Consider the following 26,109-nt stretch of genomic DNA (forward strand, 5'->3'; position numbering starts at 1 on the left):
TTATTGACATCCCCCCCCCGCCAATCCAGCGGCGGTCAAACCGACAATTTGAGAAAAGGCCTGGCGTAACTCGGGTTTATTTTCGAAAGTGGAGTTCAGAACGCCAGCCATTGCCTGATTGGCACCCGCCGCAACTGCACCGGTCTTGAAATCGCCCCCAGTGGCACTGGATACAGCGCCGCCAAACAACGCATGCATGGCGGTACGAGCAATACCACCCTCTTTCCACATCGCCATGCCGACCGAATCGCCCGCTTCTTTTGCTTCTTGCCAATGACTCTGGGCGTACCCTCCAACAAAGTTGAACGCTGTAGCGGCTACGACATTACCGGCCTGCGCCACCAGACTCTGTTGCAGATTCTGGCCGAGACTGCCTCCTCCAATAGCCGTCTTGATTGCCCCCGCAGCGAGCCCCTGTGCCCCGGCATGAATTGCGAAACCACCAATGCCCCCGACCGTATTAAGGTCGAAGCCTTTGGTCAGGTTATTGAACGGTACTGTTTTGCCTCCCAGATACGGGTCGATTACCCCTTGAGTAAACGCACCGGTTGCTCCCGCAATTGCGGCATTCCTGAGGCTTTCTTTGCTGAAGGTGTCTTTGGCAACTGCACTTAACTTGCCCTTATTGCTGATCGCACTATTGGCCGCGGTCGTCTCCAACGAAACGAAGGCCAGATTTGCAGCGGTCGCATAAATGGTCCCTTCCGCCGCTCCAACCAGCGCAGCCCCTGCCCCTCCCGTCACTGCCGCCAGCAGGATGGCTAATATCAACTGCGCACCAGCGCCAAGCCCCGAGTGCTCGTATTTGAAACTCTTGTGTATTTCCTCCACGCGATGCCAGTCGATATCGCCCCTGGCTTCCGCCTCCTTCAACCAGCCCAGTTCAGGATCCGTAGCGACCATCGCATCAACGGCTTGGCTGACAGTCTGTTCATTCAGCTTGCGAACATCGATTTTCAAACCATCAACGGCATGGATGGTCAGCTTTCCTTTTGCAACCAAAGCACTTTGGCGCAACGTTTCGTCTGTGTTGCCTTCCCCTTTCATCGAAGTCCAGGCAAGGCTGTCGCTGCTTTTTACATGGCTTTCATCATGGAGATCCTTCACCCCTTCGAAGTAAATCTGCCCACCACTGTCCAGCGTGATGCCCTTGCCACTTTCAAGCTTCGCCACCTGATAGCGCTGATCCCCCTCGCTGACCAGCGTGAGATTGCCGCCAGTCTTGATCTCGCTCCCCACATGAGTGACCTGGGTAACTTCGTCGCGCTGCATTTTCTTGGCGCCGAAACCACCCTTCTCTTTCATGTCGTACAGGGTGTAGTCCTTGTTCTGCGCGGCCAGCAGACTCAGGTCATTACCCGCATACACATAGGCTTCATTGCCCGCGCTGATCTTGCTCGCCACCAACGTGGTATCGCGACCGGAAGTGGTTTTTACGTCGCCGCCCGCAATGAACTCGGCGGCTTTCTGGACGGTGTGGTTGTCTTCTTCGTGGACGCGTTTCTTGCCACTTTTGCTGTTGGTCTCGACATTGTGTTCGTCGCTCGCCGAAGCCATATTCAAGTCTTGTTTCGCGTCGGCAAGCAGATCGCCTTTGGCTTCTGCAGTACTGGCAAGGACGTTGATGTCACGACCGGCGTCGAGCTTCAGGTTGCCGCCACTTTTCACGCTGGACGCGAGGTTTTCCACGGTTGTGGTGACGGTCGAGCGATGTCCGCCGTTCTCGATTGTGTGGATCTCGTTGACGTTCTGAACCGCCAGTAAGTTGATGTCGCGGGTCGCGCTCAGGTCTGCATCGGCGCCGCTGGTGATCGTGCCGGAGTTGGTCAAGTCACGGCCGGACTTGATGCTCAACGTATCGCGGGCGCTGATGTTGCCGCCGTCATCAAGGGAAGTGCGCAACCCCTGCCCCGGGCTGTAAGTCACGGCGGTCCGGTCGTTGACAATGTCACCCTTGAGGGTGCTCAGACTGACCTGATTACCGCGAATATCACCGGCCAGCGCATTGCGGATGCTGTCGGTGGCCATCAGGCTCAGGCGTTCGGTGGCCTCGACCAGACCACCGCTATAAAGGCTGCCTTTGACGTCTGCCGTGAGGTTATTGGTGGCCCGCAGAGTCCCGACGTTGACCAGGTCGTTGCCGGCGATCATTTCCAGATCACGCCCCTGAATCAGGCTGCCGCCGCGCACGTTGCGCGACTCGGCCTGCGCCAGATACAACACTGGCACCAGTACTTTCTGGCCATTGACGACGCGCTCTTCCATCCAGACGATGTCATGCGTCAGCGCCGCCACCTGCTCGGACGTTAGGGCGACACCCACCGCCAGATTCAGCTCGTTTTTGCTGGCGAGCGCGTTGTCCATCAGGTAACGGAATTGCTCGTAATCGTTGTTCAAGCCACCGGCCAGAAAACGCTGGCCGGTCTGAGCCAAGACGGCATCGCTGATCAAACGCGATTCGTAGCGGCCATCGCCGAGGCGACGGGCAGCCTCATCTGCGCTGAAATTGAGTTTGCCCAGCAGGTAGTCCGAGCTCATGAATGGCGCGGTCTGAGTCAGCTCCGGATTGGTTTCGATCAGGTAGCGGCTCTGCGGATTCGGGCTCTGCACGAACATGCCGTACGGGCCCTTGGGCAGCCTGAACGTCGACGATGCCGTCGGGTCTACGGGGGTAAACGGAACGCCCTTGAAGTCGATGGGTACGAAACTGATTTGCTTCACGCCATCGGCGTCCAGGCGCTCGATCCGCGTCACATCCCTGGCCACCTGAGCGTCCGCTGGGCCGCTGCGTTTACCCAGGTTGATATTGAGAACCCCGACACCCAAGGTCTGATCGCTGTCCAGTTTGCCGGTCAGCTGATCGTAGGTGTTGTCGTGCAGCGTACCGTTCTGAAGGTTGTTGCTCACGTTCAGGCTGACGCTACCCCCGGCCTGCAGGGTTCCCGCATACACCGTACTGCCAGCGTCCTGCCAATGGATCTCGACCATGTCAGGATGTTTGAACCGGCTGTCCATCGTGGTTTCAACCAGTTCCTCGAAACGGGCTTCATCGAAATGTCCCGCAGCGGTGGCTGCGTTGAACGCGGGGACATCAATGAACTCCATCCTGTCCCACAGACTATTGTCGATGTGGCCAGGAGTTCCGATGATCTCTGTCGAGTAGCCGTCACGAGACTTGGCACCTTGGTTGAGCAGATTGTCTGCGGTCAGGCTGAGGTTGCCGTTGGCAGCCATCAGGCTGTAGCGGTTTTCGACATTGCCGCCATGAATCGTCAGGTTTCTACCGGCGACAAAACGCGCAGCGGTCGAATCCTTGAGTACGACATCCCTGTAGGTTCGGTTGATCGTAATAGTGCCGCGCTTCCAACCATCGTGACCGCCACAATGCTGGCCACACACCCAACTGATGTCGCCGGAGTTCAGCCCATGAGAGTTCTCGAAAACCGCTTTGGCGTTTTCCACCGACACCGCATTGATGTCGATATCCCCCTCGCCCTCGACCGTCCCCGACAAGTTGCTGAACAACGCAGCACGACCACCACCCACGGCGTCGACCGTGAGATTGCCCCGGCTGTAGATGTCGCCGTAATAGTTGCTCAGGCTGCTGCCATGCAACTTCATCGTGCCGCCGCTGAACAGCAGCGTATCGGCTACGTTGGAGATGCCGTTGGCGGCGTTGAATTCCAGATTGCCCTGGGCGCCCAAGGTGCCTTTGTTGTTGATCTGTGCAGCCGTCACCGTAAGGTTCTGGTTGGCGATCAGCCGACCGAGGTTGTCCAGCGTGCCGCGCAAGGTCATCACGGTATCGCCACCGCTGACGAGTCGACCGTCCTGTTGAATCACGTCGTTGGCGTTGATGGTGAGTTTTTGTTGAGCCGACACTCGACCACTATTGATCAAGCTGCCGCCAAGGGTCAGCGTCAGGTCGCCATCGCTGAGCAGTTGCCCGGCGTTGTTCAGATTGGCGACATTCAGGTTCAGCGCCGAAGCACTGGCGATGCGATCCCCGACATTGAGGTTCAAATCCTGCGAACTGGTGTAAGTCAGCCCACCATTGAGTTGCCAGGTGCCCACACCATTGACCGCCGCAACATCCCAGACGCCTTTACCCAGACCGGTGAGGCTGCCCTGCGTGCCCGTCAGGTTATTCAGATCCAGGTTGAACAGCCCTTGCGCGGCGTGACGCACGCTGCCGCTGAGGTTGTTGAGCTGGATGCCGGCGAGTTCCAGATCCTGACTGCCGATCTCGATGACGCCGTTCTGGTTGTTCAGGTTGCCGGTCAGTTTGATCTGGCTGGACGCTCCGCCCAGTGCGCGAATCTGCCCGCCAGCGCTGTTGTTCAGTTGGCCGCTGATCAGTTTCAGGTCCGTGCCCGACTCGATCAGTCCGCCCTGATTGAGAATCTGACTGACCGCCTCGAGGCCCAGTCGATTGCCGCTGATTTCGCCGCCTGCGTTGTCCAGGGTGGCCCCATCGAAAACGACCTGGTCTTTGCCGAATAGCTTGCCGGCGCGGTTGGTCAGACGTGTCACCGTCAACTTCAAATCGCCCAGCAGGCTGGAGATCAAACCGGCCTTGCCGTTGACTGCGCTGTTGTCGAGGTCGGCGCTGGTGATGTCGAGGGTGTCGGCCTGCAGCGTGCCCCCCTGGTTCTGCAGGTTGCCGGTGCCCAGCGCGAGTTCTGCGTGGCTGCCATTGGCGAGGATCGCGCCCTGCTGGTTCAGCAGTGTGCTACCGACGATTTTCAGACCATCGCTGCCTGCAATGATCTGGCCCGCGTCACGGTTGTCGATGGTCGTACTGGTGATGTCCAGACGCTGGCCGCGCAACGTGCCGCCGCGATTGTCGAGTTCGACCAATTGGTCGAGCAGCACGCGTTGCTCGCCAGCATCGACCACGCCCGTGACGTTTTTGAAGACCCCGGCAATTTTCAGCGCAATGTTGCCGCCCGTGCCGACGATGCCGCCCTTGTCGCTGTTGTTCAGTCGGGTCGCGGTGACTTCGAGGGTTTTACCGAGCAGGACACCGGCACTGTTGTCGACCGTATCGCTTTCGATGTACAGGTCGGCGTCGCTCTGGATCCGGCCCTTTTGATTGAGCAGTTGCGATTGACCGGCGACGGCTTGCTTGAGAATCAAGCGGGCACCGTCAACACCTGCCGCCAGCAGACCGCTGTCGCTGTTATCGAGGCTGGTCGCTTGCAGGTCGAAGCGATCGCCGATCACCCGTCCACCACGGTTGTCGATGTGGCCATTGCGAGCGACCAACAGCAATTGTTGCGCAGCCACCACGCCTTTGCGGTTGTCGACACTGTCGGCGTGAATATCTACATCACCCTGGCTTGTAGTCGGCCCAAGGCATTGTTCAGGTGCTTGTTGACGACCAGCGTGAGCTTGCCGGTTTCGGCACTGATCGCACCTTTGTCATTGTTGGTGAGATTGTCCAGCGTCGCACCGACAACACCGCCGAGCAGTTGGCCATTGGCGTTGCCCAGATCGCGTGCGGTCAGGTTCAGGGTCGTTTTGCCCTGAATCAAGCCCTGAGTGTTGTCCAGGTCTTCGCTGGACAGCACGCTGTCGTCGGATGAAATCGTGCCTTGGGTGTTGTCGAGCTTGCCGCGACTGGTCAGCTCAAGGGTTTTACCGGTCAGACTGGCATTGCGGTTGTTGATGCTCTGGGTAGCGACGCTCAAGTGTTTCGATGCCTGCACCTTGCCGTCGTGGTTATCGAAATCCTGATCCAGCGTCAGATCAACATTGCCGTTTTCGGCACTGATGACACCCTTGCTGCTGTTGTCCAGCCGAGTGCCGGTGATCCGGATCGAATCGGCGGCCAGCGTGCCGCCCTGATTGAGCAACTCGGTGCCCGAAGCGGATCAAGCCACTGAGGTTGACGATAGCCGGGACGTTGAACGCGAGACTGGTTTCGCCGTAGATCCGTGCGTCAGCCCCTTGGTTGACCAGGCGAGTGGCGCTTAGGGCGACGTCTTTGGCCTGGACGATACCGTTCTGGTTATCGAAAACACCTGCGGCACTCGCGCTCAGCGAGCGACTGGCCAATACACTGCCACGGTTGCTCACCGAGCCGCTGTTGATGGAAACATCGCCATTGCTGTTACGGCTGTTATCCGCATTCACTCCGGCTTCGATCACGCCGGCGTTGGTCAATGTGCCGCCGTTGGTCAGGCGAACGCTGTCCCTGGCGGCAAGGCTTTGCTGGTTGACCAGATCCTGTGCGGTTTGCACAGCCAGTTGCGTGCCCGCGTAAACGGACTGCCGGGCTTCGAGAGCCTTGGCCTTGATGTCGACCGCATTGCTGGCCGTGACTTTGGCCAGCGTCAGTTGGCCATTGGCGTCAATCTGGATATCACCGGCGCTGGCCGCCAGTTCGCCTGCCAGTTTCACGCCGACACCGGTCTCGGTCCCGACCAGTTTGATTGCCCCGGCGTACATCCCGCCGAGTGCCGAAGAGTCGATCGCCAGTTGCGGCTTGGCGCTGCCGTCATCGGCACGCGCCGTGGCGCTCAGCGTTTCGGCGTTTACATCGTTGCGACCGGTGGTGATGTTCAGGCGTTTGGCGTGGATCTGCGCGTTGATCTGCGCACTGCGGGTAATGATTTCGAAGCTGTCGACGGCGCTGGCATCCAGACCTTTGCCATCGATGGAAACGCTGCCCTGATCGACCTGGAAACGATCCAGCCGACCCGCGCCATCGAGTAACGGTTTACCGGTGGTGAGGGTGACGCGTGGTGTATTGATGAAGCCGCAACCGTTACAGCTGATGCCGTACGGGTTGGCGACGATCACCCGCGCTGACTGCCCCGCCACTTCGGTATATCCGCGTAACTGGCTCGGACTGCCACCGTTGACTTCGTTGAGGATGGTTTGCGCAGCTGCTGCGCCCACATCGGTTGCCAGAACATGACGTTGGCCAGCAGGAACGCCAGTCCGCGTTTGGGCATGCCCCAGAAGTGTTCACGGTTTTTTACGGCAGCAGAAGGCTGACTGGCCAGAAAGGCCAGTTGGCGGAACTCCATAGCAGAATCTCGGAAAGGGCAAAAACTAGAGGAAGAAATCCACGCGGAAATAGATCGGCGCTTCGCGCTCGGTCAGCACGTCAGGGCGTTCCAGGGAATGGGCAAAAGTCACACTTGCTGCCACGTGTTCGCCACGCGCAAACAGCTCCAGCGAGTTGCTCGACATGCGCCCGTGTTGCTCGCCGTTGTAACGGTCGCCACGAATCACGCCCTGGTCGTAGCCGAGGCTGGTGCCGTATTCGGCGAACACCGGGCGCAGCCATTCGGCGTTGATCGGGCGCGACCAGCGCAGGTCGTTGCGCCAATAGCCGCCGCTGTCGCCTGACAGCGATTGATCCTTGTAGCCACGGATCGAAGACGACCCGCCGAGGCTGGTGCGCTGCGGGCTGAACAGCACGTCTTCGCTGCGCTGGCCGGTCATCAGGCTGCTGAAGCTGAAGGACTCGCCCCACACTTTGAATGGCTGCAGATAGCTCAGGGTCGCGGTGTACTTGCGATAGCGCGCGTCGGGCTCGCCGGGACCCGGATCGTGGCTGCCCTGAGCGTCGAATGCACCGATACCTTCCTGCATGCCGGCGTCGAAGTTGACGAAGGCGCTGCCGACACGACGTCCGTGGTTGAAGCCGAACTGCGCTTCGCTGATGCGGTTGCTGCTCAGCTTGAGCTTGCTGTCTTCGATGAAGTTGTTGGTGCGCAGATACGACAGGCCGGCGTTGAGGGAGGTCTTGCTGACAGAGTCGCGATGGATCACCCGCTCGGCGCGCAACTGATGGTTCTCGCTGTCGCCGGTCTGCTTGAAATTGTAGCCGTTGGCAGCGATCTGCGAGCGGTACTCACTCTGGCTGTAGGTGTAGCTGAAGTTCCACCAGCCCCACGGCAGGTTGTAGTTGAGCATGGCGTTGTTGGAGGTGTGCTGGTGATCGGTCATCGCGTCGTGACCACCGCGCAGACTCAACTGGTCAGCCAGACCCAACGGGCTGTCCCAATCGAACGTGGTGCCCCACTGCTGTTCACCGGTGCTGCGCTGGCCGTCGTTGCTACGCGACAGCCCGGCGCGCCATGGTTTCTGCGGGGTGTTGGTGACCAACACCTCACTGCCGCCAACGTTCTTGCCTGGCGACAGCTCCATTTGGGCCTGGTTGGAAGGGAGGCGATTGAGCTGATCGACCATTTGCTCGATCTCGCGCAGGTTCACCAGTTCGCCGGCCTTGCCGGGAAACGCCATCGACAACTCACGCTCCGAAAGCTTGCTGTTGTCGGCGCCTTTCAAGCCCTCGAGTTTGCCTTCCACCACCAGTACTTTGAGATGTCCACCGGACAGATCCTGCTGTGGCAGGTAAGCACGGCTGGTCACCCAACCCTTCTCGATGTAGTGATCGGTGATGACCTTCAGCACTTCATTCAGCTGAGGCACACCGAGGCACTGGCCGAGGTAGGGTTTGAGCAAACGGCTCTTGTCGCTCTCCGACAGGCTGTCGGCGCCTTTGAGCTCGATGTCGTTGATCTGAAAGCAACGCGTGTCGGTGGGGGCTTCCGGCTGCGCCGGTTTGGCCTCTTTGCCAGGTAGATCCTTGAGTTCTTCGAGCCGTCGCTGCTGCTCTTCGAGCAGACGGTTCTGGCGTTCGCGGATCAGGTCGGTTTCACCGGGGGTGGGTGCTGCAAGTGCGGTTTGGAGCGGAGAAAGGCATAGCAAAGCCAGGCACAACCTCGCCACGAGGGCGGGTGAGGACATGTTCGATCCCTCGAGACGGAAAGCGATATCAGAATAGTGGCACCATGTTAAAGAGCCACTATTCTGACGTCAATTTAAGGATTCACCGAAATAGTGTGGCCGACGAGCGGCATCGGTGAAATCGTCCGACTCCGACAGAGATGCAGGATGTTTCGTAGATCAACCAAGGAAAAACGGTCACCAAATCAGAGAACGTTCCGAAAAACGAAACATCCGACAGACCCCGCTTACTTCACCTCAGTGCTCAACCGCCAGTTTCGTCGCCACATCTTCCGGCGCCAGCACCCGACCATCGGCCGACAGCAACTGAAGCTTCCTGATCGGCTGACGCTTTTGCGCATCTACCATCACCGACCCGGGCTCGCCAGGCTCGAACATGAACTCCCCACCCCACTGCGACAACGCAACGATCACGGTTTGCAACGCCCGGCCTTTTTCCGTCAGCACGTACTCCTTGTAGGCGCTGCCGTCGGACGCCGGCACCAGGCGCAGGATGCCCCGCTCCACCAGCCCTTTGAGCCGCATGCTCAACATGTTCTTGGCGATTTCCAGGCTCTTCTCGAAATCGCTGAAACGACTGATGCCCTCCAGCGCGTCGCGGATGATCAGCAACGACCACCAGTCACCGATCAGGTCGAGTGTCCGGGCAACCGGGCAGATGTTGCCCTCCAGGCTTTTGCGTTTCATCCAGCGCTCTCCAGCAAAACGGTCATCAAATCGTGGTTGCATCTTACAACTCTGACGCCCGCAGGCGTCTACGCTGATCGGCTGGCGAAACTTAGCACCTGCGTACAAGTAGACCAGACACTTAACCGCGATAGTCAGCGATGCCATCCCGGCAACCACACACGCCCCGACATAAGGAGTTTTCATGAGCACCTTCACGACCCAAGACGGCACCGAGATCTATTTCAAGGACTGGGGCAGCGGCAAGCCCGTGCTGTTCAGCCACGGCTGGCCGCTGGATGCCGACATGTGGGAATACCAGATGGAATACCTGAGCAGCCGTGGCTACCGCACCATCGCCTTCGACCGCCGCGGCTTCGGCCGTTCCGAGCAGCCGTGGACCGGCTACGACTACGACACCTTCGCCGATGACATCGCGCAACTGATCGAGCACCTCGACCTGCGTGACGTGACCCTGGTCGGCTTCTCCATGGGCGGCGGCGATGTCAGCCGTTACATCGCGCGTCACGGCAGCGAGCGTGTCGCCGGGCTGGTGTTGCTGGGCGCGGTGACCCCGGTGTTCGGCAAGAAACCGGACTTCGCCGAGGGCGTCGACAAGTCAGTATTCGACGGCATCAAGGCAGGTCTTTTGAAGGATCGCGCGCAGTTCATCGCTGACTTCAACACGCCGTTCTATGGCCTCGATAAAGGTCAGAAAGTTTCGGACGGCGTGCTGACACAAACCCTGAACATCGCCCTGCTGGCCTCGCTCAAAGGCACCGTGGATTGCGTCACTGCGTTCTCGGAAACCGACTTCCGTCCTGACATGGCGAAAATCGATGTAGCGACCCTGGTAATCCATGGTGACGGCGACGTCATCGTGCCGTTCGAAACCACCGGCAAACGCGCCGCCGAGCAAATCAAGGGTGCCGAGCTGAAGGTTTATGCCGGTGCGCCGCACGGGTTTGCCGTGACCCATGCGCAGGCACTGAACGAAGACCTGCTGGCGTTCCTCAATCGTTGAGTTCGATGTAAATCAAGCGCCAACTGAAAAGGGCCGTCGACACACCTGTCGACGGCCCTTTTTTTCGTTGTCCCGGATTCCGGTGCCAGGGCGAACTCCTTTGTTTACGGGGCTTTCAGGCCTCTGCATCACGTTTTTATCTTCACATGCCAGCTTAATAATATTTTACCGATAACCACCCCCTCCCTAGTCTGATCCCAAGCACAGAGAACAGGTCGACAGCGACCTGAATCCAACGGCCTCGTGAGAAGGGATCAGAGATGACCACTGAAATAATAAAAACAGACACGCTTGTTGTCGGCGCCGGTCAAGCGGGTGTGGCCATGAGTGAACACCTGAGCAAACTCGGTGTGCCGCACCTCGTTCTGGAGCGCAACCGCATTGCCGAACGCTGGCGCACCGGGCGCTGGGACTCGCTGGTGGCCAACGGTCCGGCGTGGCACGACCGGTTTCCGGGGATGGAATTCGATGATGTCGATCCGGACGGTTTCGCCCACAAGGAACGCGTCGCCGACTACTTCGAAGCCTATGCGAAAAAATTCAACGCGCCGATCCGCACCGGCGTCGAGGTAAAAAGCGTGGTGCGCAATGTCGGACGTCCTGGCTTCACCGTCGAGACCTCCGAAGGCGTGATCGAAGCCGCCCGCGTCGTCGCTGCAACAGGTCCGTTCCAGCGTCCGGTGATCCCGGCCATTGCGCCAAAAGATGAGCGTCTGCTGCAAATTCACTCGGCCGACTATCGCAACCCGCAACAACTGCCGGCCGGCGCAGTGCTGGTGGTCGGTGCCGGTTCGTCGGGCGTGCAGATCGCCGATGAATTGCAGCGCTCGGGCAAGCAGGTTTACCTCTCGGTCGGCGCCCACGACCGCCCTCCCCGCGCTTACCGCAACCGTGATTTCTGCTGGTGGCTGGGCGTGCTCGGCGAGTGGGACCAGGCCGCGATGAAACCCGGCCGCGAGCACGTGACCATCGCCGTCAGCGGCGCCCACGGTGGCCGCACCATCGACTTCCGTGGTCTGGCCCATCGCGGCATGACCCTGGTTGGCGTCACCGAATCGTTCAGCGACGGCGTGGTGACTTTCAAACAGGACCTGCGCGACAACCTCAAACGTGGCGACGAGAACTACCTCGCGCTGCTGGATGCCGCCGACGCCTACATCGAACGCAACGGTCTGGATCTGCCGTTGGAACCGGAAGCCCGCGAGACTTATCCGGACCCTGAATGCGTGAAAAACCCGCTGGCCGATCTCGATCTGGCCGCCGCCGGCATCACCTCGATCATCTGGGCCACCGGGTTTGCCGTGGACTATTCGTGGCTGAAAGTCGCCGCTTTCGACGACAACGGCAAGCCACAACATCAGCGCGGCGTGTCCAGCGAATCGGGTGTGTATTTCCTCGGTTTGCCGTGGCAGTCGCGGCGCGGGTCGTCGTTCATCTGGGGCGTGTGGCACGACGCCAAACACGTGGCCGATCACATCGCCACCCAACGCAAATACCTGGCCTATCGCGATGCCGAACAACGCGAAGCCGCGCTGCACAACCACGCTGTCGACACCGTCGACGCTTGATTTCCCTCTTCAATCCCGGCGCCCGTCGCGCCGGGTCCGATTTCGTCAGGAGCCTCACATGAGTCAGCCAACCCACACCCGCATTCGCATGTTCAACACCAAGGACACCTACCCGAACCAGACCCTGGACAACGACCTGTGCCAGGCCGTGCGCGCCGGCAACACCGTGTATGTCCGTGGCCAGGTCGGCACCAATTTCGACGGTGAACTGGTCGGCCTCGGCGACCCGCGCGCGCAGACCGAACAGGCCATGCGCAACGTCAAGCAACTGCTGGAAGAGGCCGGCAGCGACCTGAGCCATATCGTCAAGACCACCACCTACCTGATCGACCCGCGCTACCGCGAGCCGGTGTATCAGGAAGTCGGCAAATGGCTGAAGGGTGTGTTCCCGATCTCCACCGGGCTGGTGGTGTCGGCTTTGGGTCAGCCGCAGTGGCTGATGGAGATTGATGTGGTTGCGGTGATTCCCGAGTAATTCGACCTTAGCGAAAGGAGGCCACACATGACATTTTCCATCGCCGCCCGCTGCCCCGAAACCGGTCAGTTCGGCATCGCCATCAGCTCCTCCAGCATCGCCGTCGGCGCACGCTGCCCGTGGCTGTTGCCGGGGGTCGGCGCGGTGTCGAGCCAGAACATCACCCTGCCATCGCTCGGCCCGGAAGTGCTTGCCCTGATGGAACAAGGCCTGGCACCCGAGGCTGCACTGGACAAGGTGCTGACCCGCAACGGCTACAGCCAGTACCGGCAGATCACGGCGATCAATCACCTCGGCCAGACCGCACATTTCAGCGGCGCGCAGACCCTCGGCGTGCACAACGCCGTGTCCGGCGAACAATGCGTGGCGGCCGGCAACATGCTCGCCGGGCGCTCGGTGATCGAAGCCATGGTCAGCGCGTTCGAAGAAGGCGAAGGTCAATTGGCGGATCGCCTGATCAACGCCCTGCACGCCGCCCAGGCCTTGGGCGGTGAAGCGGGCCCGGTGCATTCGGCGGCCGTGGTCGTGGTCGGTGAACTGACCTGGCCCATCGTCAACCTGCGGGTGGACTGGGCCGATGAAGACCCGATCGGGCAATTGCAGAAACTCTGGGACGCCTATCGTCCGCAGCTTCAGGACTACATCGACCGCGCCCTGGATCCGGCCAAGGCGCCGGGTTATGGAGTTGCCGGAGACGACCGATGAGCGACAGCGTCGCGTTGCTCAAGACGCTGGTGGGGTTCGACACCACCAGCCGCGAGTCCAACCTGCAATTGATCGACTTTGTGCGTAGCTACCTCGAAAGTTTCGATGTGCCGTGCGAACTGATCTACAACGATGAGCGCAGCAAGGCCAATCTGTTTGCCACGATCGGCCCCGCCGATCAGCCGGGCATCGTGCTGTCGGGGCATACCGATGTGGTGCCGGTCGATGGCCAGCCGTGGACGATGCCGCCGTTCGAACTCAGCGAGCGCGACGGCAAGCTTTACGGTCGCGGCACCGCGGACATGAAGGGCTACATCGCCTGCGTGCTGGCGCTGGTGCCGTCGTTGATCGAAGCACCGTTGCGCCTGCCGGTGCACTTTGCCCTGTCGTACGACGAAGAAGTCGGCTGCCTCGGTGTGCGCTCGCTGCTCAAGGTGCTGGAGCAACGTCCGGTCAAACCGCTGCTGTGCATCATCGGCGAGCCGACCGAGCTCAAACCGGTGCTCGGGCACAAGGGCAAACTGGCGATGCGCTGCGATGTCCAGGGTCACGCCTGTCACTCGGCTTACGCGCCACTTGGGGTCAACGCCATCGAATGCGCCGCCGAGCTGATCGGCGAGCTGGGACGCATCGGCCGACAGCTCAAGGATGAACACCTCGATCCGCGTTTCGACCCGCCGTACTCCACGGTGCAAACCGGCGTGATCAGCGGTGGCAAGGCGTTGAACATCGTCCCCGCCGATTGCCGTTTCGACTTCGAAATCCGTGCCCTGCCCTCGCAGGATCCGGCGTTGGTCGCGCAGCAACTCAAGGCCTACGCCGAGCAGCAAATGCTGCCGCGCATGCGAGCCGTCAGCGAGCAGAGCGATATCCGTTTCAGCGAATTGTCGGCCTATCCGGGGCTCGCAACCGATGCCAGAAGCAAGGCTGCGGAACTGATCGCCACGTTCTGTGGCTCGGACGATTTCGGCACCGTGGCCTTTGGCACCGAAGGCGGATTGTTCGACGCGGTGGGGATTCCCACGGTGGTGTGCGGCCCCGGCAGCATGGATCAGGGCCACAAGCCGGACGAGTTTGTCAGCGTCGATCAGCTCACGGCCTGCGATGAAATGCTGCATCGAATGTTGGCGTCTATTCGCCTTTGAAAAACCGGTCTGGCTGCCGGTTTCAAATCCGCAGCCGAGCCGCAATAACACCGACAGACAGCTGCTCCGATGGAGGTCAGCTGCGTTGTCGTTCATGGCTCTGAAACAACCGGAACAGAGCGTTTTCCGCTGACCGGAGAGCCTCGTTTTTTTAACGCCTGAAGCAACAAAACTACTAATTTATCTCTGCCCTTTCCTTGCCCATGATCACCCCAACAAGAAATGCGCCGTCCGTGCCGGCGCTCACTGAAGTACGTCCACGTACTCGTCCTTGCCTTGGAGTTCGTCATGACCACCTCTGCATCAACGTCTGCACCGCTCATTGAAAAACACACGATCGGCTACGTGCCGCCCGAAGATCGCCACGGAAAGGTTCGGGATCTGTTCACCCTCTGGTTCGGCGGCAATATCGCGCCGTTGCCCATCGTCACCGGCGCTCTCGGCGTGCAACTGTTTCACCTGAATCTGGTGTGGGGCATCGTCGCCATTCTGGTCGGCCATCTGGTCGGCGGTGTGCTGATGGCGCTGCACTCGGCGCAAGGCCCGCAGATGGGCATCCCGCAGATGATCCAGAGCCGTGCGCAGTTCGGCTCCCTCGGCGCGCTGCTGGTGGTGTTGATTGCCGGCGTCATGTACATCGGCTTCTTCGCCTCCAACATCGTGCTCGCCGGCAAGTCCCTGCATGGCGTGGTCGACAGCGTTCCAGTGCCGGTCGGCATCGTCATCGGCGCACTGGGCTCGGGGATCATCGGAATCATCGGCTACCGCTTCATCCACGTGCTCAACCGCATCGGCACCTGGGTCCTGGGAATCGGCATCGTGGTCGGCTTCGGCTACATCCTCACCCACATCCAGACCGATGATTTTCTCACGCGCGGCAGCTTCAACCTCTCGGGCTGGCTGGCAACGGTGTCGCTGGCGGCGTTGTGGCAGATCGCGTTTGCGCCTTACGTGTCGGACTACTCGCGTTACTTGCCGGCGAACGTGCCGGTGGCGGCGACCTTCTGGACCACCTATCTGGGATCGGCGCTGGGCTCCAGCCTGTCGTTCGTGTTCGGCGCCGTCGCGGTGCTGGCAACCCCGGTGGGCATGGACACCATGGACGCGGTGAAACTCGCCACCGGCGCCATCGGCCCGCTGATGTTGGTGCTGTTCCTGCTCAGCGTGATCAGCCACAACGCCCTCAACCTGTACGGCGCGGTGCTGTCGCTGATCACCCTGGTGCAGACCTTTGCCTACCGCTGGATTCCAACCGCCAAGAGCCGCGCAGTGATTTCGATCATCGTCCTGCTGGCCTGCTGCTTCGCTGCGGTCGGCGCCTCGGCGGACTTCATCGGCCACTTCGTCGACATGGTGCTGGTGCTGTTGGTCGTACTGGTGCCGTGGACCGCGATCAATCTGATCGACTTCTACGCCATCCACAAAGGCCAGTACGACATCGGCTCGATCTTCCAGGTCGATGGCGGCATCTACGGCCGTTACAACCCGCAGGCCTTGCTGGCTTACGCGATCGGTATCGCGGTGCAGATTCCGTTCATGAACACGCCGCTGTACGTCGGGCCGGTGTCGGCGCACATCAACGGCGCGGACCTGTCGTGGCTGGTTGGCCTTCTGGTGACCTCGCCGCTGTATTTCTGGCTGGCGACCCGTGACAGTGCTTATCGTCGGCGGCTGACCTCCGGGAAACTGGCGGGCAGTCTGTAAGCCATTCGTTCTGCGCTGACACACGAAGGCCCTCGCAAATGAGGGCCTTTTTTGTTTTGGATGGGGCCGCCTATTTCGCTTTGAACGCCTCACGCCGTGCCTGCCGTTCGGCGGCGTACGCCTCTTGCGGCTGGCTGATCAGATCCTCACGGCGCAACACTTCGCCGCAGTGATCGCACACCGGCCCAAGGCCCGCGCTGTGATTGCAGTTCTTGTGGGTCATGTTCACCGCCAGCCCTTCTTCCGGTGACTTGCACCAGGTTTCTCCCCAGGCGCGCAGCGCGATCACCACCGGGTAAAACGCCTCGCCCTTCGCGGTGAGGTGGTACTCGTAGCGTTTCGGCCGCTCGTTGTACAAGCGGCGCTCGACCAGTCCGTCCGCCTCCAGGCTTTTCAGACGGGCGGCGACCATCTGCGGCGTGCCGCGGGTCTGGGCCAGGATCTCGTCGTAGCGATGGCTGCCCATGAACAATTCGCGCAAAACCAGCACCGTCCAGCGGTCGCCGACGATCGACTCGGCCCGGGAAATCGGGCACAGCGTGTCGGGAAGACTATCGTTTACAGCCATCAGGGCTTGCCTCTTTCACAGTTACTATGATTATCATATCAACATGATGCGGGAACAAGCCCTGAGCATCGATCACTCTCATTGCCGGAGTCCATCGTCATGTCGAAACCTCTCTATCCGCTCGACAGAACCGCCTACCTGCTGGTCGATCCGTACAACGATTTTCTCTCCGAGGGCGGCAAGATCTTTCCGCTGCTCAAACCGATGGCCGAACAGAACGGCCTGCTCGACAACCTGCGCAAACTCGATCGCGCCGTGCGGGCCCTGCCGATTCCGGTGGTCATCGTACCGCATCATCGCTGGGTCAAAGGCGACTACGAGAACTGGGACCATCCAACCCCGACCCAACAAAAGATCATGCACATGCACCACTTTGCGCGCGGCGAATGGGGCGGTGAATGGCACCCGGATTTCGCACCGAAGGACGGCGACATCGTGGTTCAGGAACACTGGGGCTCCAGCGGTTTCGCCAACACCGACCTGGATTTTCGCCTGAAACAGCAAGGCATCACCCACGTGATCATCGTCGGCCTGCTGGCCAACACCTGCATCGAAGCCACCGCGCGCTATGCATCGGAACTCGGCTATCACGTCACGCTGGTGCGCGATGCGACCGCCGCGTTTAAAGAGGAAATGATGCACGCCTCCCACGAACTCAACGGCCCGACCTTCGCTCATGTCATCACCACTACAGACGAACTGATCGCCAACCTTCAGTCGCAAGGTGACGCAAAATGACTCTGACCGGCCACATGCTGATCGGCGCCGCTGACGTCCCCGCCACCGAGGGCACGATGAAGGCGCTGAATCCGGCAACCAACACGCTGATCGAACCGGAATTCGCCTTCGGCGGTGCAGCGCAGGTCGATCAGGCGGCAACCCTCGCCGACGCGGCCTTCGACAGCTACAGCCACACTTCGCTGGCCGAACGTGCGGCGTTTCTCGAAAGCATCGCCGACAACCTAGACGCCGTACGCGAAGAATTGGCCGCCCGCGCCGCGCTGGAAACCGGCCTGCCTCAGGCGCAGCTCGAAGGCGAAGCCGCCCGGGCCGCGACCCAGTTCCGTCAGTTCGCCGAGGTGGTGCGCAAGGGGCGCTTTCTGCAACTGGCGATAGACCCGGCGCAACCTGATCGCCAGCCGCGACCACGGATGGATCATCGCCTGCAGAAAGTCGCCATCGGCCCGGTGGCGATCTTCGGTGCGAGCAATTTTCCGATCTCCTATTCGGTAGCCGGTGGCGATACTGCGTCGGCACTCGCGGCCGGTGCGACGGTGATTCTCAAGGCGCATAACGCACATCCCGGCGCATCGGAAATCCAGGCTCGCGCTATCCGCAAAGCGGTGCAGTCGCATGGCTTGCATGAAGGGGTTTTCTCCATGGTGCGCGGTGGCGGCAATGCGATCGGTGAGGCGCTGGTCGATCATCCTTTGATTAAAGCGGTGACGTTCACCGGTTCAGAGGTGGGCGGCATGGCGCTTTATCGCCGCGCGCAGTTGCGGCCTGATCCGATTCCGGTTTTCACCGAAATGACCAGCGTCAACCCGACGTTCATTTTGCCCGCAGCGCTGTCCGCGCGTGGCGGAGAAATCGGCGATGGCTTTATCGAGCGGATGCTGGTGAATGTCGGGCAGGCCTGTCTGTGTCCGTCGATTCTGATCGCGATTGAAGGCGAAGGTCTGCAAGCGCTGCGCAATGCGATGATCAAACGGGTCAGCGAAGCGCCAGCGCGTACGATGCTGACGCCGGGGATTCACGGGTCATACGTTAACGGCCTGGTGGCGATGGAAAGCGTGGGGGCGAATCTGGTGGCGGTCGGCGCGCCGTCGGATGGCCAGTTTGAGGGCCGCTCGGCGTTGCTGGAAGTCGGTGGTCAGCACTTTCTCAACGAAACCGCACTGGCCCATGAAGTGTTCGGCCCGGCTGCACTGCTGGTGACGGTCAGCGATGAGGAAGAACTGCTGGCAGTTGCCCGCACGTTCAAGGGCCAACTGAGCGCAGCCATTCACCTTGAAGACCGCGATCTGGATCTGGCCCAGCGTCTGCTGCCGATCCTCGAACGACGCACCGGACGCATCGTGGTCAACGCCTTCGCCCATCCGCAGGAAGTGACCTTCGCCACCGTACACGGCGGCCCATTCCCGGCCACCTCGGACAGCCGCTTCACCTCGGTCGGCATGACCTCGATCGAGCGCTTTTTGCGGCCGGTGGCGTATCAGGGCTTTCCCGATGCATTGCTGCCGGAGGTGTTGCGCGACGCCAATCCACTCGACCTGCCTCGCAGCATCGACGGCCAATGAAAAATGCCCGGTTCGGCGAATCACCGAACCGGGCACGCTTTTCAATCAAATGAGCAGGTCTTCATGGAGAAGACCCGAACCCAGAGCGTCAATTCTCTTCTGCACGCACCACACCGCGCTCCTCCAGCAAACGCACAAACATACTCAGACTGCGCGACACCGTGCCCCGGCGCCACACCAGCCACGTCGTCAGATAACGAAAATCCGACGCCAGCGGCCAGACGCTGACCGTCGCGCAACCGGGCATGCTCTGCAGCATGCTGCGCGGCATCAATGCCAGACCGGCGCCCGCGCTGACGCAGGCGAGCATGCCGTGATAGGACTCCATTTCGAAGATCTTGCCGGGCACCGCAGCGTCGGTGCTGAACCATTTTTCGAAGTGATGGCGATAGGAGCAGTTCGAGCGGAACGCATAGATGTTCTCGCCATTCACGTCCGCCGCGCGCTGGATCGGCCCGTGGTGAAGCGGCGAGATGACGACCATTTCCTCTTCGAACGCCGGAATGCCCTCCAGCGCCGGGTGCAAAACCGGGCCGTCGACAAACGCGGCCGCCAGGCGCCCGGAGAGCACACCGTCGATCATCGTCCCGGACGGACCGGTCGACAGGTCCAGATCGACCTTCGGATGTTGCTGGTTATAGGTCGCCAGCAAACCGGGAATCCGCACCGCTGCCGTACTTTCCAGGGAGCCCAGCGGGAACGCGCCTTGCGGTTCCTCGCCAGCCACCGTAGCTCGCGCTTCCTGCACCAGATCGAGAATACGCCGCGCGTACTCGAGAAAACTCCAGCCCGCCGGCGACAGGCGCAAGCGGCTTTTCTCACGGATGAACAGGTCGACGCCCAGGTCCTCCTCCAATTGCTTGATGCGCGTCGTCAGGTTCGACGGCACGCGATGGATCTGCGCCGCCGCAGCGCTGATGCTGCCGTGCTCGGCAACGGCCTTGAAGATTTCCAGTTGCACCAGATCCACAGTCATTCTCCAATCGTGAAAGAAACGCTCTTTATTATTCAGTTTCCAGAAACCAAACGCCACCCTACTCTGAGCGCATCCACTGACCTCGCAGGACGATGCCATGAGCCCGATTTCCAGCCAGACCCACGCTATCTCGATCAATCCCGCCACCGGCGAGCAGATCGGTCATTACGCCTTCGAATCCGCCGACGCCCTCGATGCTGCACTGACCCGCGCGGCGTTCGGCTTCAACAAGTGGAAACGCAAACCGCTGCAGGATCGCTCCCGCGCCCTGACTGCGCTGGCCGGTGCCCTGCGTGACAGCAGCGAAGCCATGGCGACCATGATCACCCGGGAAATGGGCAAGCCGATCGCCCAGGCCCGTGGCGAAATCGAGAAATGCGCCAAGCTCTGCGAGTGGTACGCCGAACACGGCCCGGCCATGCTCAACGCCGAAGCGACCCTGGTCGAGGGCGGCAAGGCACGTATCGAGTACCGTCCGCTCGGCCCGATCCTCGCCGTGATGCCGTGGAACTTCCCGATCTGGCAAGTGCTGCGCGGCGCCGTCCCGGCGCTGATCGCCGGCAACACTTACGTGCTCAAACATGCGCCGAACGTGATGGGCAGCGCCTATCTGCTGCGCGACGCCTTCACCCGCGCCGGTTTTGCCGATGGCGTGTTCGAAGTGATCAACGTCACCCCGGAAGGCGTTTCGACCGCCATTGCCGATTCGCGCATTGCAGCCGTAACCCTGACCGGCAGCGTCCGCGCCGGCATGGCCATCGGTGCACAGGCCGGTGCCGCGCTGAAGAAATGCGTACTGGAACTGGGCGGCTCCGATCCGTTTATCGTGCTCAATGACGCCGATATCGACGAAGCCGTGCAAGCGGCGGTGATCGGTCGTTACCAGAACTCAGGGCAAGTCTGCGCCGCCGCCAAACGCCTGATCATCGAAGAAGGTGTGGTCGAAGAATTCACCCGCAAATTCGTCGAAGCCACCCGCCAGTTGAAGATGGGCGACCCATTGTCCGCCGACAACTACATCGGCCCGATGGCCCGTTTTGACCTGCGTGACGAACTCGATCAACAAGTGCGCGACACCCTGGAAGAAGGCGCCACCCTGCTGCTCGGCGGCAGCAAAGTAGAAGGTTCGGGCAACTATTACGAGCCGACCGTACTGGCCGACGTCACCGACCGCATGACTTCGTTCAAGCAGGAACTGTTCGGCCCGGTGGCCTCGATCATTACCGCTCGCGACTGCGCCCACGCTGTAGCGCTGGCCAATGACAGCGAGTTCGGCCTGACTGCCACGATCTACACCGCCAACGTCGCCCTGGCCCAGCAACTGACCAGCGAACTGGAAACCGGCGGCGTGTTCATCAACGGTTACTCCGCCAGCGACCCGCGCGTGACCTTCGGCGGCGTGAAGAAAAGCGGTTTCGGCCGCGAGCTGTCGCACTTCGGCGTGCGCGAGTTCTGCAATGCGCAGACGGTGTGGCTGGATCGCCGCTGATCCAATGAAAAAAGCCCGGAAGCGTTTTGCGCTTCCGGGCTTTTTCATTTATGCCGCAGCCTGTTGGGGTTCCGACACCGTCCGATCTTTGCTTAATAGCCCCAGCACCACAGCCGCCGACACCAGGGTGATGATCGTCAGGATGTGCAGCAGATACTGGAACGCCGAGGCGTAACCCTGCACCAGCCGTTCGTTAGCCAACCCCGGAACCGTGTTGATCGCATGGGCCATGTCGCCGGTGGTCACCCGGTGCGCCGTCTCCGCAATCAGCGCGGTGTCTGCACCGCTGGCTACGGCTTGCAGATCGGTATGCAGCAGCGAGGCAAGAATCGCCGCGACACTGGCCAGTGCAATCCCCTCACCCGCCACCCGTACCGTGTTGAAAATCCCGGCCGCCATGCCGGCGCGCTCTTTCGGCACCACGCTGACCGACAGTCCGTCCATCAAACCCCACGGCAGACCCGCACCGATTCCGATCAATACCATCGGCACCACCAGCGCAAATTTCGGCTCGCCGACGTCGTACAGGCTCAGCCAGTGCAGCCCCACGGCGGCAATCAAGAAGCCCACGCCCGACAGGATGCCGGCCGAGACAAACCGGGTCATGGACGCCGCCAGCATCGGCACCACCAGCATCGGCGCCGACAGCGCCAGCAACAGCAGACCGGCATCGATTTCACTCAAGCCTTCGACGCCGATAAACCGCAGCGGCAGCATGACCACCAGCACGATGTAGCAATAGCAGGTGCCGACCGGCAGCATCTGCACGCCGACGAAGCGCGGAAAGCGGAACAGCGTCAGATCGAGCATCGGACGTTTGACGCGCATTTCGATGCAGACGAACAGCGCCAGCAACAGCGCCGAAGCACCCAGCAGACCAACCACCAACGGACTGCCCCAACCGCTCTCGGGTGCCTGAATCACACCGAACGTAAACAGCGCCAGCATCGAACTGAATGTCACGGTGCCCGGCCAGTCGAGACCGCTGGCGTCGGGGTCGCGGGTTTCGCGCATGCGCGGCAGACCGAAGACCATCGCGATCACACCGATCAGCGCGGTGAACACAAAGATCGCGCGCCAGTTGAACGCCTCGATCAACGCTCCGGCCACCAACGGGCCGAACGCGAGACCGATACCAAACGTGGTGCCGAGCATGCTGTACGCACGGGTGCGCGCATGACCTTCGAATTCCTGCGCCAGCGCCGCCGAACCACTGGCCAGAGCCGCCGCACCGGCCACGCCCTGAACCGCTCGCAATACGTCGAGCCAGAACACCGAAGGTGCCAGGCTCTGGGCAATCGACGCGGCGGTGAACAACAGCATTCCGCTGGTGAACAGGCGCTTGCGTCCATAGACATCGGCCAACGCCCCTGCTGCCATCAGCAAACTGCCAAACGACAACATGAACGCATTGGTGATCCAGGTCAGCGCCACCGGGCTGCCGCCCAGGTCACCGCCAATGGCCGGCGTTGCCACCGCGCCACCAGTGAAACTTAACGGAAGGACCAGAGCCGACAGGCAAATGGCTGCGAGGATCAGCAGCTTGTCGCGCGCGCCCGTGTGTTGGGAGACGTTTGTCATGATTTCATCCAATGAAAAGAAAATCAGGCTGCGATCAATAGAGCGCAGCCTGCGATAGCTTCAACGAGGGGCCAGGTCAGTCCTTGAAATCCGTGGACAGCGCCAGCTCATTCCACTCGGCCAACTCCTGCGCCACCAAGCGGTTCTTCGCCTCGATCCGTGCAACCGTGTCGCTGCCTAGCGCCAGCCGCTGCGGCGGATTCGGCGCGTTGACCAGCGCCAGCATCGCTTCGGCAAACTTCAGCGGATCGCCCGGCTGGGCATGGTTGGCCGCTTCGGCAAACGTGCGCATCTTGCCGACGGTTTCGTCGTAGTCCGGCAGCACCAGCGCGGTCTTGATCAGCGATTGTTCGTCGAGGAAGTCGGTGCGGAAGAAGCCCGGTTCGACCACCGTGGCATAAATGCCCAGCGGCGCCAGTTCCTGATGCAACGCTTCGCTGATGCCTTCCACTGCGAACTTGGTCGAGCCGTAGACACCCCAGCCCACGTAGGCCTGATAACCGCCAATCGACGAGATGTTGATGACCCGTCCGCTGCGCTGGGCGCGCATGTGCGGCAACACGGCGCGGGTGACGTTGAGCAGGCCGAACACGTTGGTGGCGAACAGGCGCTCGGTTTCGCTGGCGCTGGTTTCTTCGACGGCGCCCAACACGCCAAAGCCGGCATTGTTGATCAGCACGTCGATGCGGCCGAAGCGCTTGATGCCCTGTGCCACCGCTTGATGGGCTTCCTCTTCGCGAGTGACGTCCAGCCGCACCGCCAGCAGGTTCGGGTGATCGCCGAGGCGGTCGGTGATGTCTTGCGGGTTGCGGGCGGTGGCAATCACCGCGTCACCGGCACGCAGGGCCTGTTCAGCGATAAGGATGCCAAAACCACGGGAAGCTCCGGTAATCAGCCAGGTACGCATATCAACTCCTCCTGTCGGTGACCCTGGCGAGATTGCCGGGCCTTCTTGATGAGTTGAGTCGACTTTAAGGCCGTGCTACTGATGTGATAATCCCAACAAATTTGCATGACTTTGTGAAAGGTGTTCACAAATGAAAAACCCGTCCACGGCGGATCTGTCGATCTTTCTCTGCATCGCCCAGCATCTGAATTTCAGCCGTGCGGCGGTGGATCTGGGCCTGACACCGTCGGCGCTGAGCCATTCGTTGCGCGCTCTGGAAAATCGCCTGGGCGTGCGCCTGTTCAATCGCACCACTCGCAGTGTGGCGCTGACCGAAGCGGGCGAGCGGTTATATGCGCGGCTGAAACCGGCATTTCGCGACATCGACGACGCGCTCGAAGACCTCAATCACTTTCGCGACAAACCTTCCGGCAACCTACGCATCACTGCGGGGCGCCAGGCCTGCGAACTGGTCCTGCTACCGATTGCCGGGGCGTTCCTGCAGGCCTATCCGGACATCCGCCTGGAAGTGGTCGAAAGCGATGCGCTGCTGGATATCGTCGCCGCAGGTTTTGATGCCGGGGTGCGGTTCGGCAATCGGCTGGAGGCGGACATGGTGTCGCTGCCGATCGGCCCGACCTTGCGCTCGGTGGTGGTCGCCTCGCCGGCATTTCTCGAGCGGCACGCCGCGCCGCAAAAACCCGAGGATCTGCACGCCCTGCCCTGCATCCGTCACCGCTTTCCCAGCGGCGCGCTGTATCGTTGGGAATTCGAACGCGGTGGCATCGATCAGGAAATCGAAGTCAACGGCCCGCTGACCCTGGGCGATGTCAGCCTGATGGTCGGCCCGGCGTTGCAGGGCTTGGGACTGGCGTATGTGTTCGAGGACATGGCCCGCGAGCACTTGGCAAGCGGGCGGCTGGTGCAGGTACTGGCGGACTGGTGCCCGTACTATCCCGGCCTGCACCTGTATTACCCGAGCCGGCGCCATGTACCGGCGCCACTCAAGGCGTTTATCGACTTCGCCCGCCTTGCCCGCGATGGCAAAACGGGCTGAGCCGTTTTACAGATACTTCAACCAGGCAATGTCGCGGCGCCGGGCCTTCAATGCCGAGAACCAGCGCACGGCCGGGAACAGCGCGACCGCCAGCACCATCGCCGCCAGCCACACCGCCGCCACCGACGAGAAACCGAAATACGTGCCCTGATTGAGCCCGAACAGCGCCACGCCAATCAGGTACAGCACCTTCAGCGCATACAGGTGCAGCAGGTAAAAAAACATCGGTGCCGAACCGAACACCGTCAGCCAGCGAATCCAGCGTCGATCCTGCGCGCGTTCGAATACCAGCAACAGCAGCAGCCCGACACTCACCGTCAACGTGATGAACAACAGCGACGGCGGGTATTTGGTGATATTGAAAAAGCTCATCAGGGTTTGCAGACCGCTGTCACCGAAGGCCCAGGGTTTCTCGCCGTAACCGTTGACCAGCCGCAGCGCCACAAAGCCCAGCAAACCGGTGATGCCACTGATCAACAAACGGCGCTGACGCACCCCGGCATCGGCCGCACGAGCGAACCACGGCCCCAGCGCGTAACCCAACCCGATCACGCCGATCCACGGCAACAACGGGTACGAGGTACGCAGACGCAAGGTCTCGCCGGCCTCGATCCAGCCCCGGTCATGCAGGATCGCCCACGGTATGTGCAGCGCCGACTCCGCTGCGAAGTGCAGTCCGTCGAGCAGGTTGTGCCCGGCGATGATCGCCAGGCTCAGCGTCAACAACAGCCAGCGTGGCAGCCAGACCAGCAGCGACAGCGCGATCATGCTCAGGCCGATCGCCCAGATCACTTGCAGATAGATCACGGTCGGTGGCAGCTGGAACGTCCAGGCAAAATTCACCAAAGTGAATTCCAGCACCACCAGAAACAGCCCGCGCTTGAACAGAAAGGCACTGACGTCAGCCTTGCCGGCGTACTTTTCCCCGAACAACCATGCCGATAAGCCGGTCAGCAGCACGAACACCGGCGCACACAGATGCGCCAGGGTGCGACTGAAGAACAGCGCCGGCTCGGTGCTGGCGATGTCCATCGGGTCGGTGACCTGACGATGCAGCAGAAAGGTTTCGCGCACGTGGTCCAGCAACATGAACAGAATCACCAGGCCACGCAGCGCATCAATGGACAGCAACCGGCCAGTCGCCGAGGGGGCAGAACGGGGAACCGCAATCGTCATGGAAGTATCGCAATCGAAAG

Annotated in this window: 19 protein-coding genes and 1 pseudogene; 10 read left to right on the forward strand and 10 right to left on the reverse strand. The window is 61.1% G+C overall.

Annotated elements, in window-relative coordinates:
- The 5 genes and pseudogenes from AC07Y2_RS23465 to AC07Y2_RS23485 all read right to left on the reverse strand — a co-directional run bounded on the left by AC07Y2_RS23465 (position 1) and on the right by AC07Y2_RS23485 (position 9,456).
- Positions 1–5,292 (reverse strand): DUF637 domain-containing protein, encoded by a 5,292-nt coding sequence (locus tag AC07Y2_RS23465; RefSeq protein ID WP_256587057.1) that lies wholly within the window; start codon positions 5,290–5,292, stop codon positions 1–3.
- 35 nt (positions 5,293–5,327) lie between these two features.
- Positions 5,328–5,858, reverse strand: a complete 531-nt coding sequence (locus AC07Y2_RS23470; protein ID WP_178082878.1) for a hypothetical protein — start codon at positions 5,856–5,858, stop codon at positions 5,328–5,330.
- Between the two features lie 145 nt (positions 5,859–6,003).
- Positions 6,004–7,037, reverse strand: a pseudogene (locus AC07Y2_RS23475) (filamentous hemagglutinin N-terminal domain-containing protein); the annotation flags it as partial.
- Between the two features lie 25 nt (positions 7,038–7,062).
- Entirely contained in the window at positions 7,063–8,769 is a 1,707-nt protein-coding gene (locus tag AC07Y2_RS23480) for a ShlB/FhaC/HecB family hemolysin secretion/activation protein (RefSeq protein WP_103386942.1), read from the reverse strand.
- Positions 8,770–9,006: 237 nt separating this feature from the next.
- Positions 9,007–9,456, reverse strand: coding sequence for a winged helix-turn-helix transcriptional regulator (locus tag AC07Y2_RS23485; protein WP_039766933.1), 450 nt, complete (start codon positions 9,454–9,456; stop codon positions 9,007–9,009).
- Between the two features lie 184 nt (positions 9,457–9,640).
- Between AC07Y2_RS23485 and AC07Y2_RS23490 the strand changes: the two genes are divergently transcribed.
- The 6 genes from AC07Y2_RS23490 (at position 9,641) to AC07Y2_RS23515 (ending at position 16,056) form a co-directional block, all read left to right on the forward strand.
- Positions 9,641–10,459, forward strand: coding sequence for an alpha/beta fold hydrolase (locus AC07Y2_RS23490; protein ID WP_103386941.1), 819 nt, complete (start codon positions 9,641–9,643; stop codon positions 10,457–10,459).
- Between the two features lie 260 nt (positions 10,460–10,719).
- On the forward strand, positions 10,720–12,027 hold the full coding sequence (locus AC07Y2_RS23495; RefSeq protein ID WP_103386940.1) for a flavin-containing monooxygenase: 1,308 nt from the start codon (positions 10,720–10,722) through the stop codon (positions 12,025–12,027).
- A gap of 58 nt (positions 12,028–12,085) precedes the next feature.
- Complete coding sequence (locus tag AC07Y2_RS23500; RefSeq protein ID WP_007950460.1) at positions 12,086–12,502, forward strand: RidA family protein; 417 nt, start codon at positions 12,086–12,088, stop codon at positions 12,500–12,502.
- Positions 12,503–12,529: 27 nt separating this feature from the next.
- Positions 12,530–13,207, forward strand: coding sequence for a DUF1028 domain-containing protein (locus tag AC07Y2_RS23505; protein ID WP_074688650.1), 678 nt, complete (start codon positions 12,530–12,532; stop codon positions 13,205–13,207).
- Positions 13,204–14,352 carry an acetylornithine deacetylase gene (gene argE / locus AC07Y2_RS23510; protein ID WP_103386939.1) on the forward strand — a complete coding sequence of 383 codons (1,149 nt, stop codon included), beginning with the start codon at positions 13,204–13,206 and terminating at the stop codon, positions 14,350–14,352. The genes AC07Y2_RS23505 and argE overlap by 4 nt, the downstream gene beginning before the upstream one ends.
- Positions 14,353–14,640: 288 nt before the next feature.
- Positions 14,641–16,056: a purine-cytosine permease family protein gene (locus AC07Y2_RS23515; RefSeq protein ID WP_039766943.1), complete on the forward strand. Its 1,416-nt coding sequence runs from the start codon at positions 14,641–14,643 to the stop codon at positions 16,054–16,056.
- Positions 16,057–16,126: 70 nt separating this feature from the next.
- On the opposite strand, the gene AC07Y2_RS23520 is transcribed toward AC07Y2_RS23515, so the two are convergent.
- Positions 16,127–16,624, reverse strand: a complete 498-nt coding sequence (locus tag AC07Y2_RS23520) for a winged helix-turn-helix transcriptional regulator (protein ID WP_103386938.1) — start codon at positions 16,622–16,624, stop codon at positions 16,127–16,129.
- Between the two features lie 99 nt (positions 16,625–16,723).
- Between AC07Y2_RS23520 and AC07Y2_RS23525 the strand changes: the two genes are divergently transcribed.
- Positions 16,724–17,362 carry a cysteine hydrolase family protein gene (locus AC07Y2_RS23525; RefSeq protein ID WP_103386937.1) on the forward strand — a complete coding sequence of 213 codons (639 nt, stop codon included), beginning with the start codon at positions 16,724–16,726 and terminating at the stop codon, positions 17,360–17,362.
- Positions 17,359–18,924: an aldehyde dehydrogenase (NADP(+)) gene (locus tag AC07Y2_RS23530; RefSeq protein WP_074688658.1), complete on the forward strand. Its 1,566-nt coding sequence runs from the start codon at positions 17,359–17,361 to the stop codon at positions 18,922–18,924. Before AC07Y2_RS23525 ends, AC07Y2_RS23530 begins: the two co-directional genes overlap by 4 nt.
- A gap of 88 nt (positions 18,925–19,012) precedes the next feature.
- Here the strand turns inward: AC07Y2_RS23530 and ptrR are convergent, their stop codons facing one another.
- Positions 19,013–19,894 (reverse strand): putrescine utilization regulator PtrR, encoded by an 882-nt coding sequence (gene ptrR / locus AC07Y2_RS23535; RefSeq protein ID WP_074689290.1) that lies wholly within the window; start codon positions 19,892–19,894, stop codon positions 19,013–19,015.
- 103 nt (positions 19,895–19,997) lie between these two features.
- Here ptrR and AC07Y2_RS23540 point away from each other — a divergent pair, with 103 nt between their 5' ends.
- Complete coding sequence (locus AC07Y2_RS23540; protein WP_039766949.1) at positions 19,998–21,389, forward strand: aldehyde dehydrogenase family protein; 1,392 nt, start codon at positions 19,998–20,000, stop codon at positions 21,387–21,389.
- A 48-nt stretch (positions 21,390–21,437) separates the two neighbouring features.
- Here AC07Y2_RS23540 and AC07Y2_RS23545 read toward each other — a convergent pair whose 3' ends face one another.
- Complete coding sequence (locus AC07Y2_RS23545) at positions 21,438–22,970, reverse strand: MFS transporter (RefSeq protein WP_103386936.1); 1,533 nt, start codon at positions 22,968–22,970, stop codon at positions 21,438–21,440.
- Between the two features lie 76 nt (positions 22,971–23,046).
- Positions 23,047–23,877: an oxidoreductase gene (locus AC07Y2_RS23550; protein ID WP_103386935.1), complete on the reverse strand. Its 831-nt coding sequence runs from the start codon at positions 23,875–23,877 to the stop codon at positions 23,047–23,049.
- 130 nt (positions 23,878–24,007) lie between these two features.
- Here AC07Y2_RS23550 and AC07Y2_RS23555 point away from each other — a divergent pair, with 130 nt between their 5' ends.
- Entirely contained in the window at positions 24,008–24,913 is a 906-nt protein-coding gene (locus tag AC07Y2_RS23555) for a LysR family transcriptional regulator (protein ID WP_103386934.1), read from the forward strand.
- Positions 24,914–24,919: 6 nt separating this feature from the next.
- Here AC07Y2_RS23555 and AC07Y2_RS23560 read toward each other — a convergent pair whose 3' ends face one another.
- The gene (locus AC07Y2_RS23560) at positions 24,920–26,089 is read right to left on the reverse strand and encodes an acetyltransferase domain-containing protein (protein WP_103386933.1); all 1,170 of its coding nucleotides are present in this window, start codon (positions 26,087–26,089) and stop codon (positions 24,920–24,922) included.
- Between the last annotated feature and the right edge of the window lie 20 nt (positions 26,090–26,109).

It is taken from the genome of Pseudomonas sp. GW456-12-1-14-TSB6, assembly GCF_059424205.1.

Coding starts and splice junctions, on each gene's coding strand:
- AC07Y2_RS23505 (WP_074688650.1), top strand. CDS start 12,530: ATGACATTTTCCATCGCCGCCCGCTGCCCCGAAACCGGTCAGTTCGGC.
- AC07Y2_RS23545 (WP_103386936.1), bottom strand. CDS start 22,970: ATGACAAACGTCTCCCAACACACGGGCGCGCGCGACAAGCTGCTGATC.
- AC07Y2_RS23560 (WP_103386933.1), bottom strand. CDS start 26,089: ATGACGATTGCGGTTCCCCGTTCTGCCCCCTCGGCGACTGGCCGGTTG.
- AC07Y2_RS23495 (WP_103386940.1), top strand. CDS start 10,720: ATGACCACTGAAATAATAAAAACAGACACGCTTGTTGTCGGCGCCGGT.
- AC07Y2_RS23540 (WP_039766949.1), top strand. CDS start 19,998: ATGAGCCCGATTTCCAGCCAGACCCACGCTATCTCGATCAATCCCGCC.
- AC07Y2_RS23555 (WP_103386934.1), top strand. CDS start 24,008: ATGAAAAACCCGTCCACGGCGGATCTGTCGATCTTTCTCTGCATCGCC.
- AC07Y2_RS23515 (WP_039766943.1), top strand. CDS start 14,641: ATGACCACCTCTGCATCAACGTCTGCACCGCTCATTGAAAAACACACG.
- AC07Y2_RS23520 (WP_103386938.1), bottom strand. CDS start 16,624: ATGGCTGTAAACGATAGTCTTCCCGACACGCTGTGCCCGATTTCCCGG.
- AC07Y2_RS23530 (WP_074688658.1), top strand. CDS start 17,359: ATGACTCTGACCGGCCACATGCTGATCGGCGCCGCTGACGTCCCCGCC.
- AC07Y2_RS23485 (WP_039766933.1), bottom strand. CDS start 9,456: ATGAAACGCAAAAGCCTGGAGGGCAACATCTGCCCGGTTGCCCGGACA.
- AC07Y2_RS23550 (WP_103386935.1), bottom strand. CDS start 23,877: ATGCGTACCTGGCTGATTACCGGAGCTTCCCGTGGTTTTGGCATCCTT.
- AC07Y2_RS23500 (WP_007950460.1), top strand. CDS start 12,086: ATGAGTCAGCCAACCCACACCCGCATTCGCATGTTCAACACCAAGGAC.
- AC07Y2_RS23490 (WP_103386941.1), top strand. CDS start 9,641: ATGAGCACCTTCACGACCCAAGACGGCACCGAGATCTATTTCAAGGAC.
- AC07Y2_RS23480 (WP_103386942.1), bottom strand. CDS start 8,769: ATGTCCTCACCCGCCCTCGTGGCGAGGTTGTGCCTGGCTTTGCTATGC.
- AC07Y2_RS23525 (WP_103386937.1), top strand. CDS start 16,724: ATGTCGAAACCTCTCTATCCGCTCGACAGAACCGCCTACCTGCTGGTC.
- argE (WP_103386939.1), top strand. CDS start 13,204: ATGAGCGACAGCGTCGCGTTGCTCAAGACGCTGGTGGGGTTCGACACC.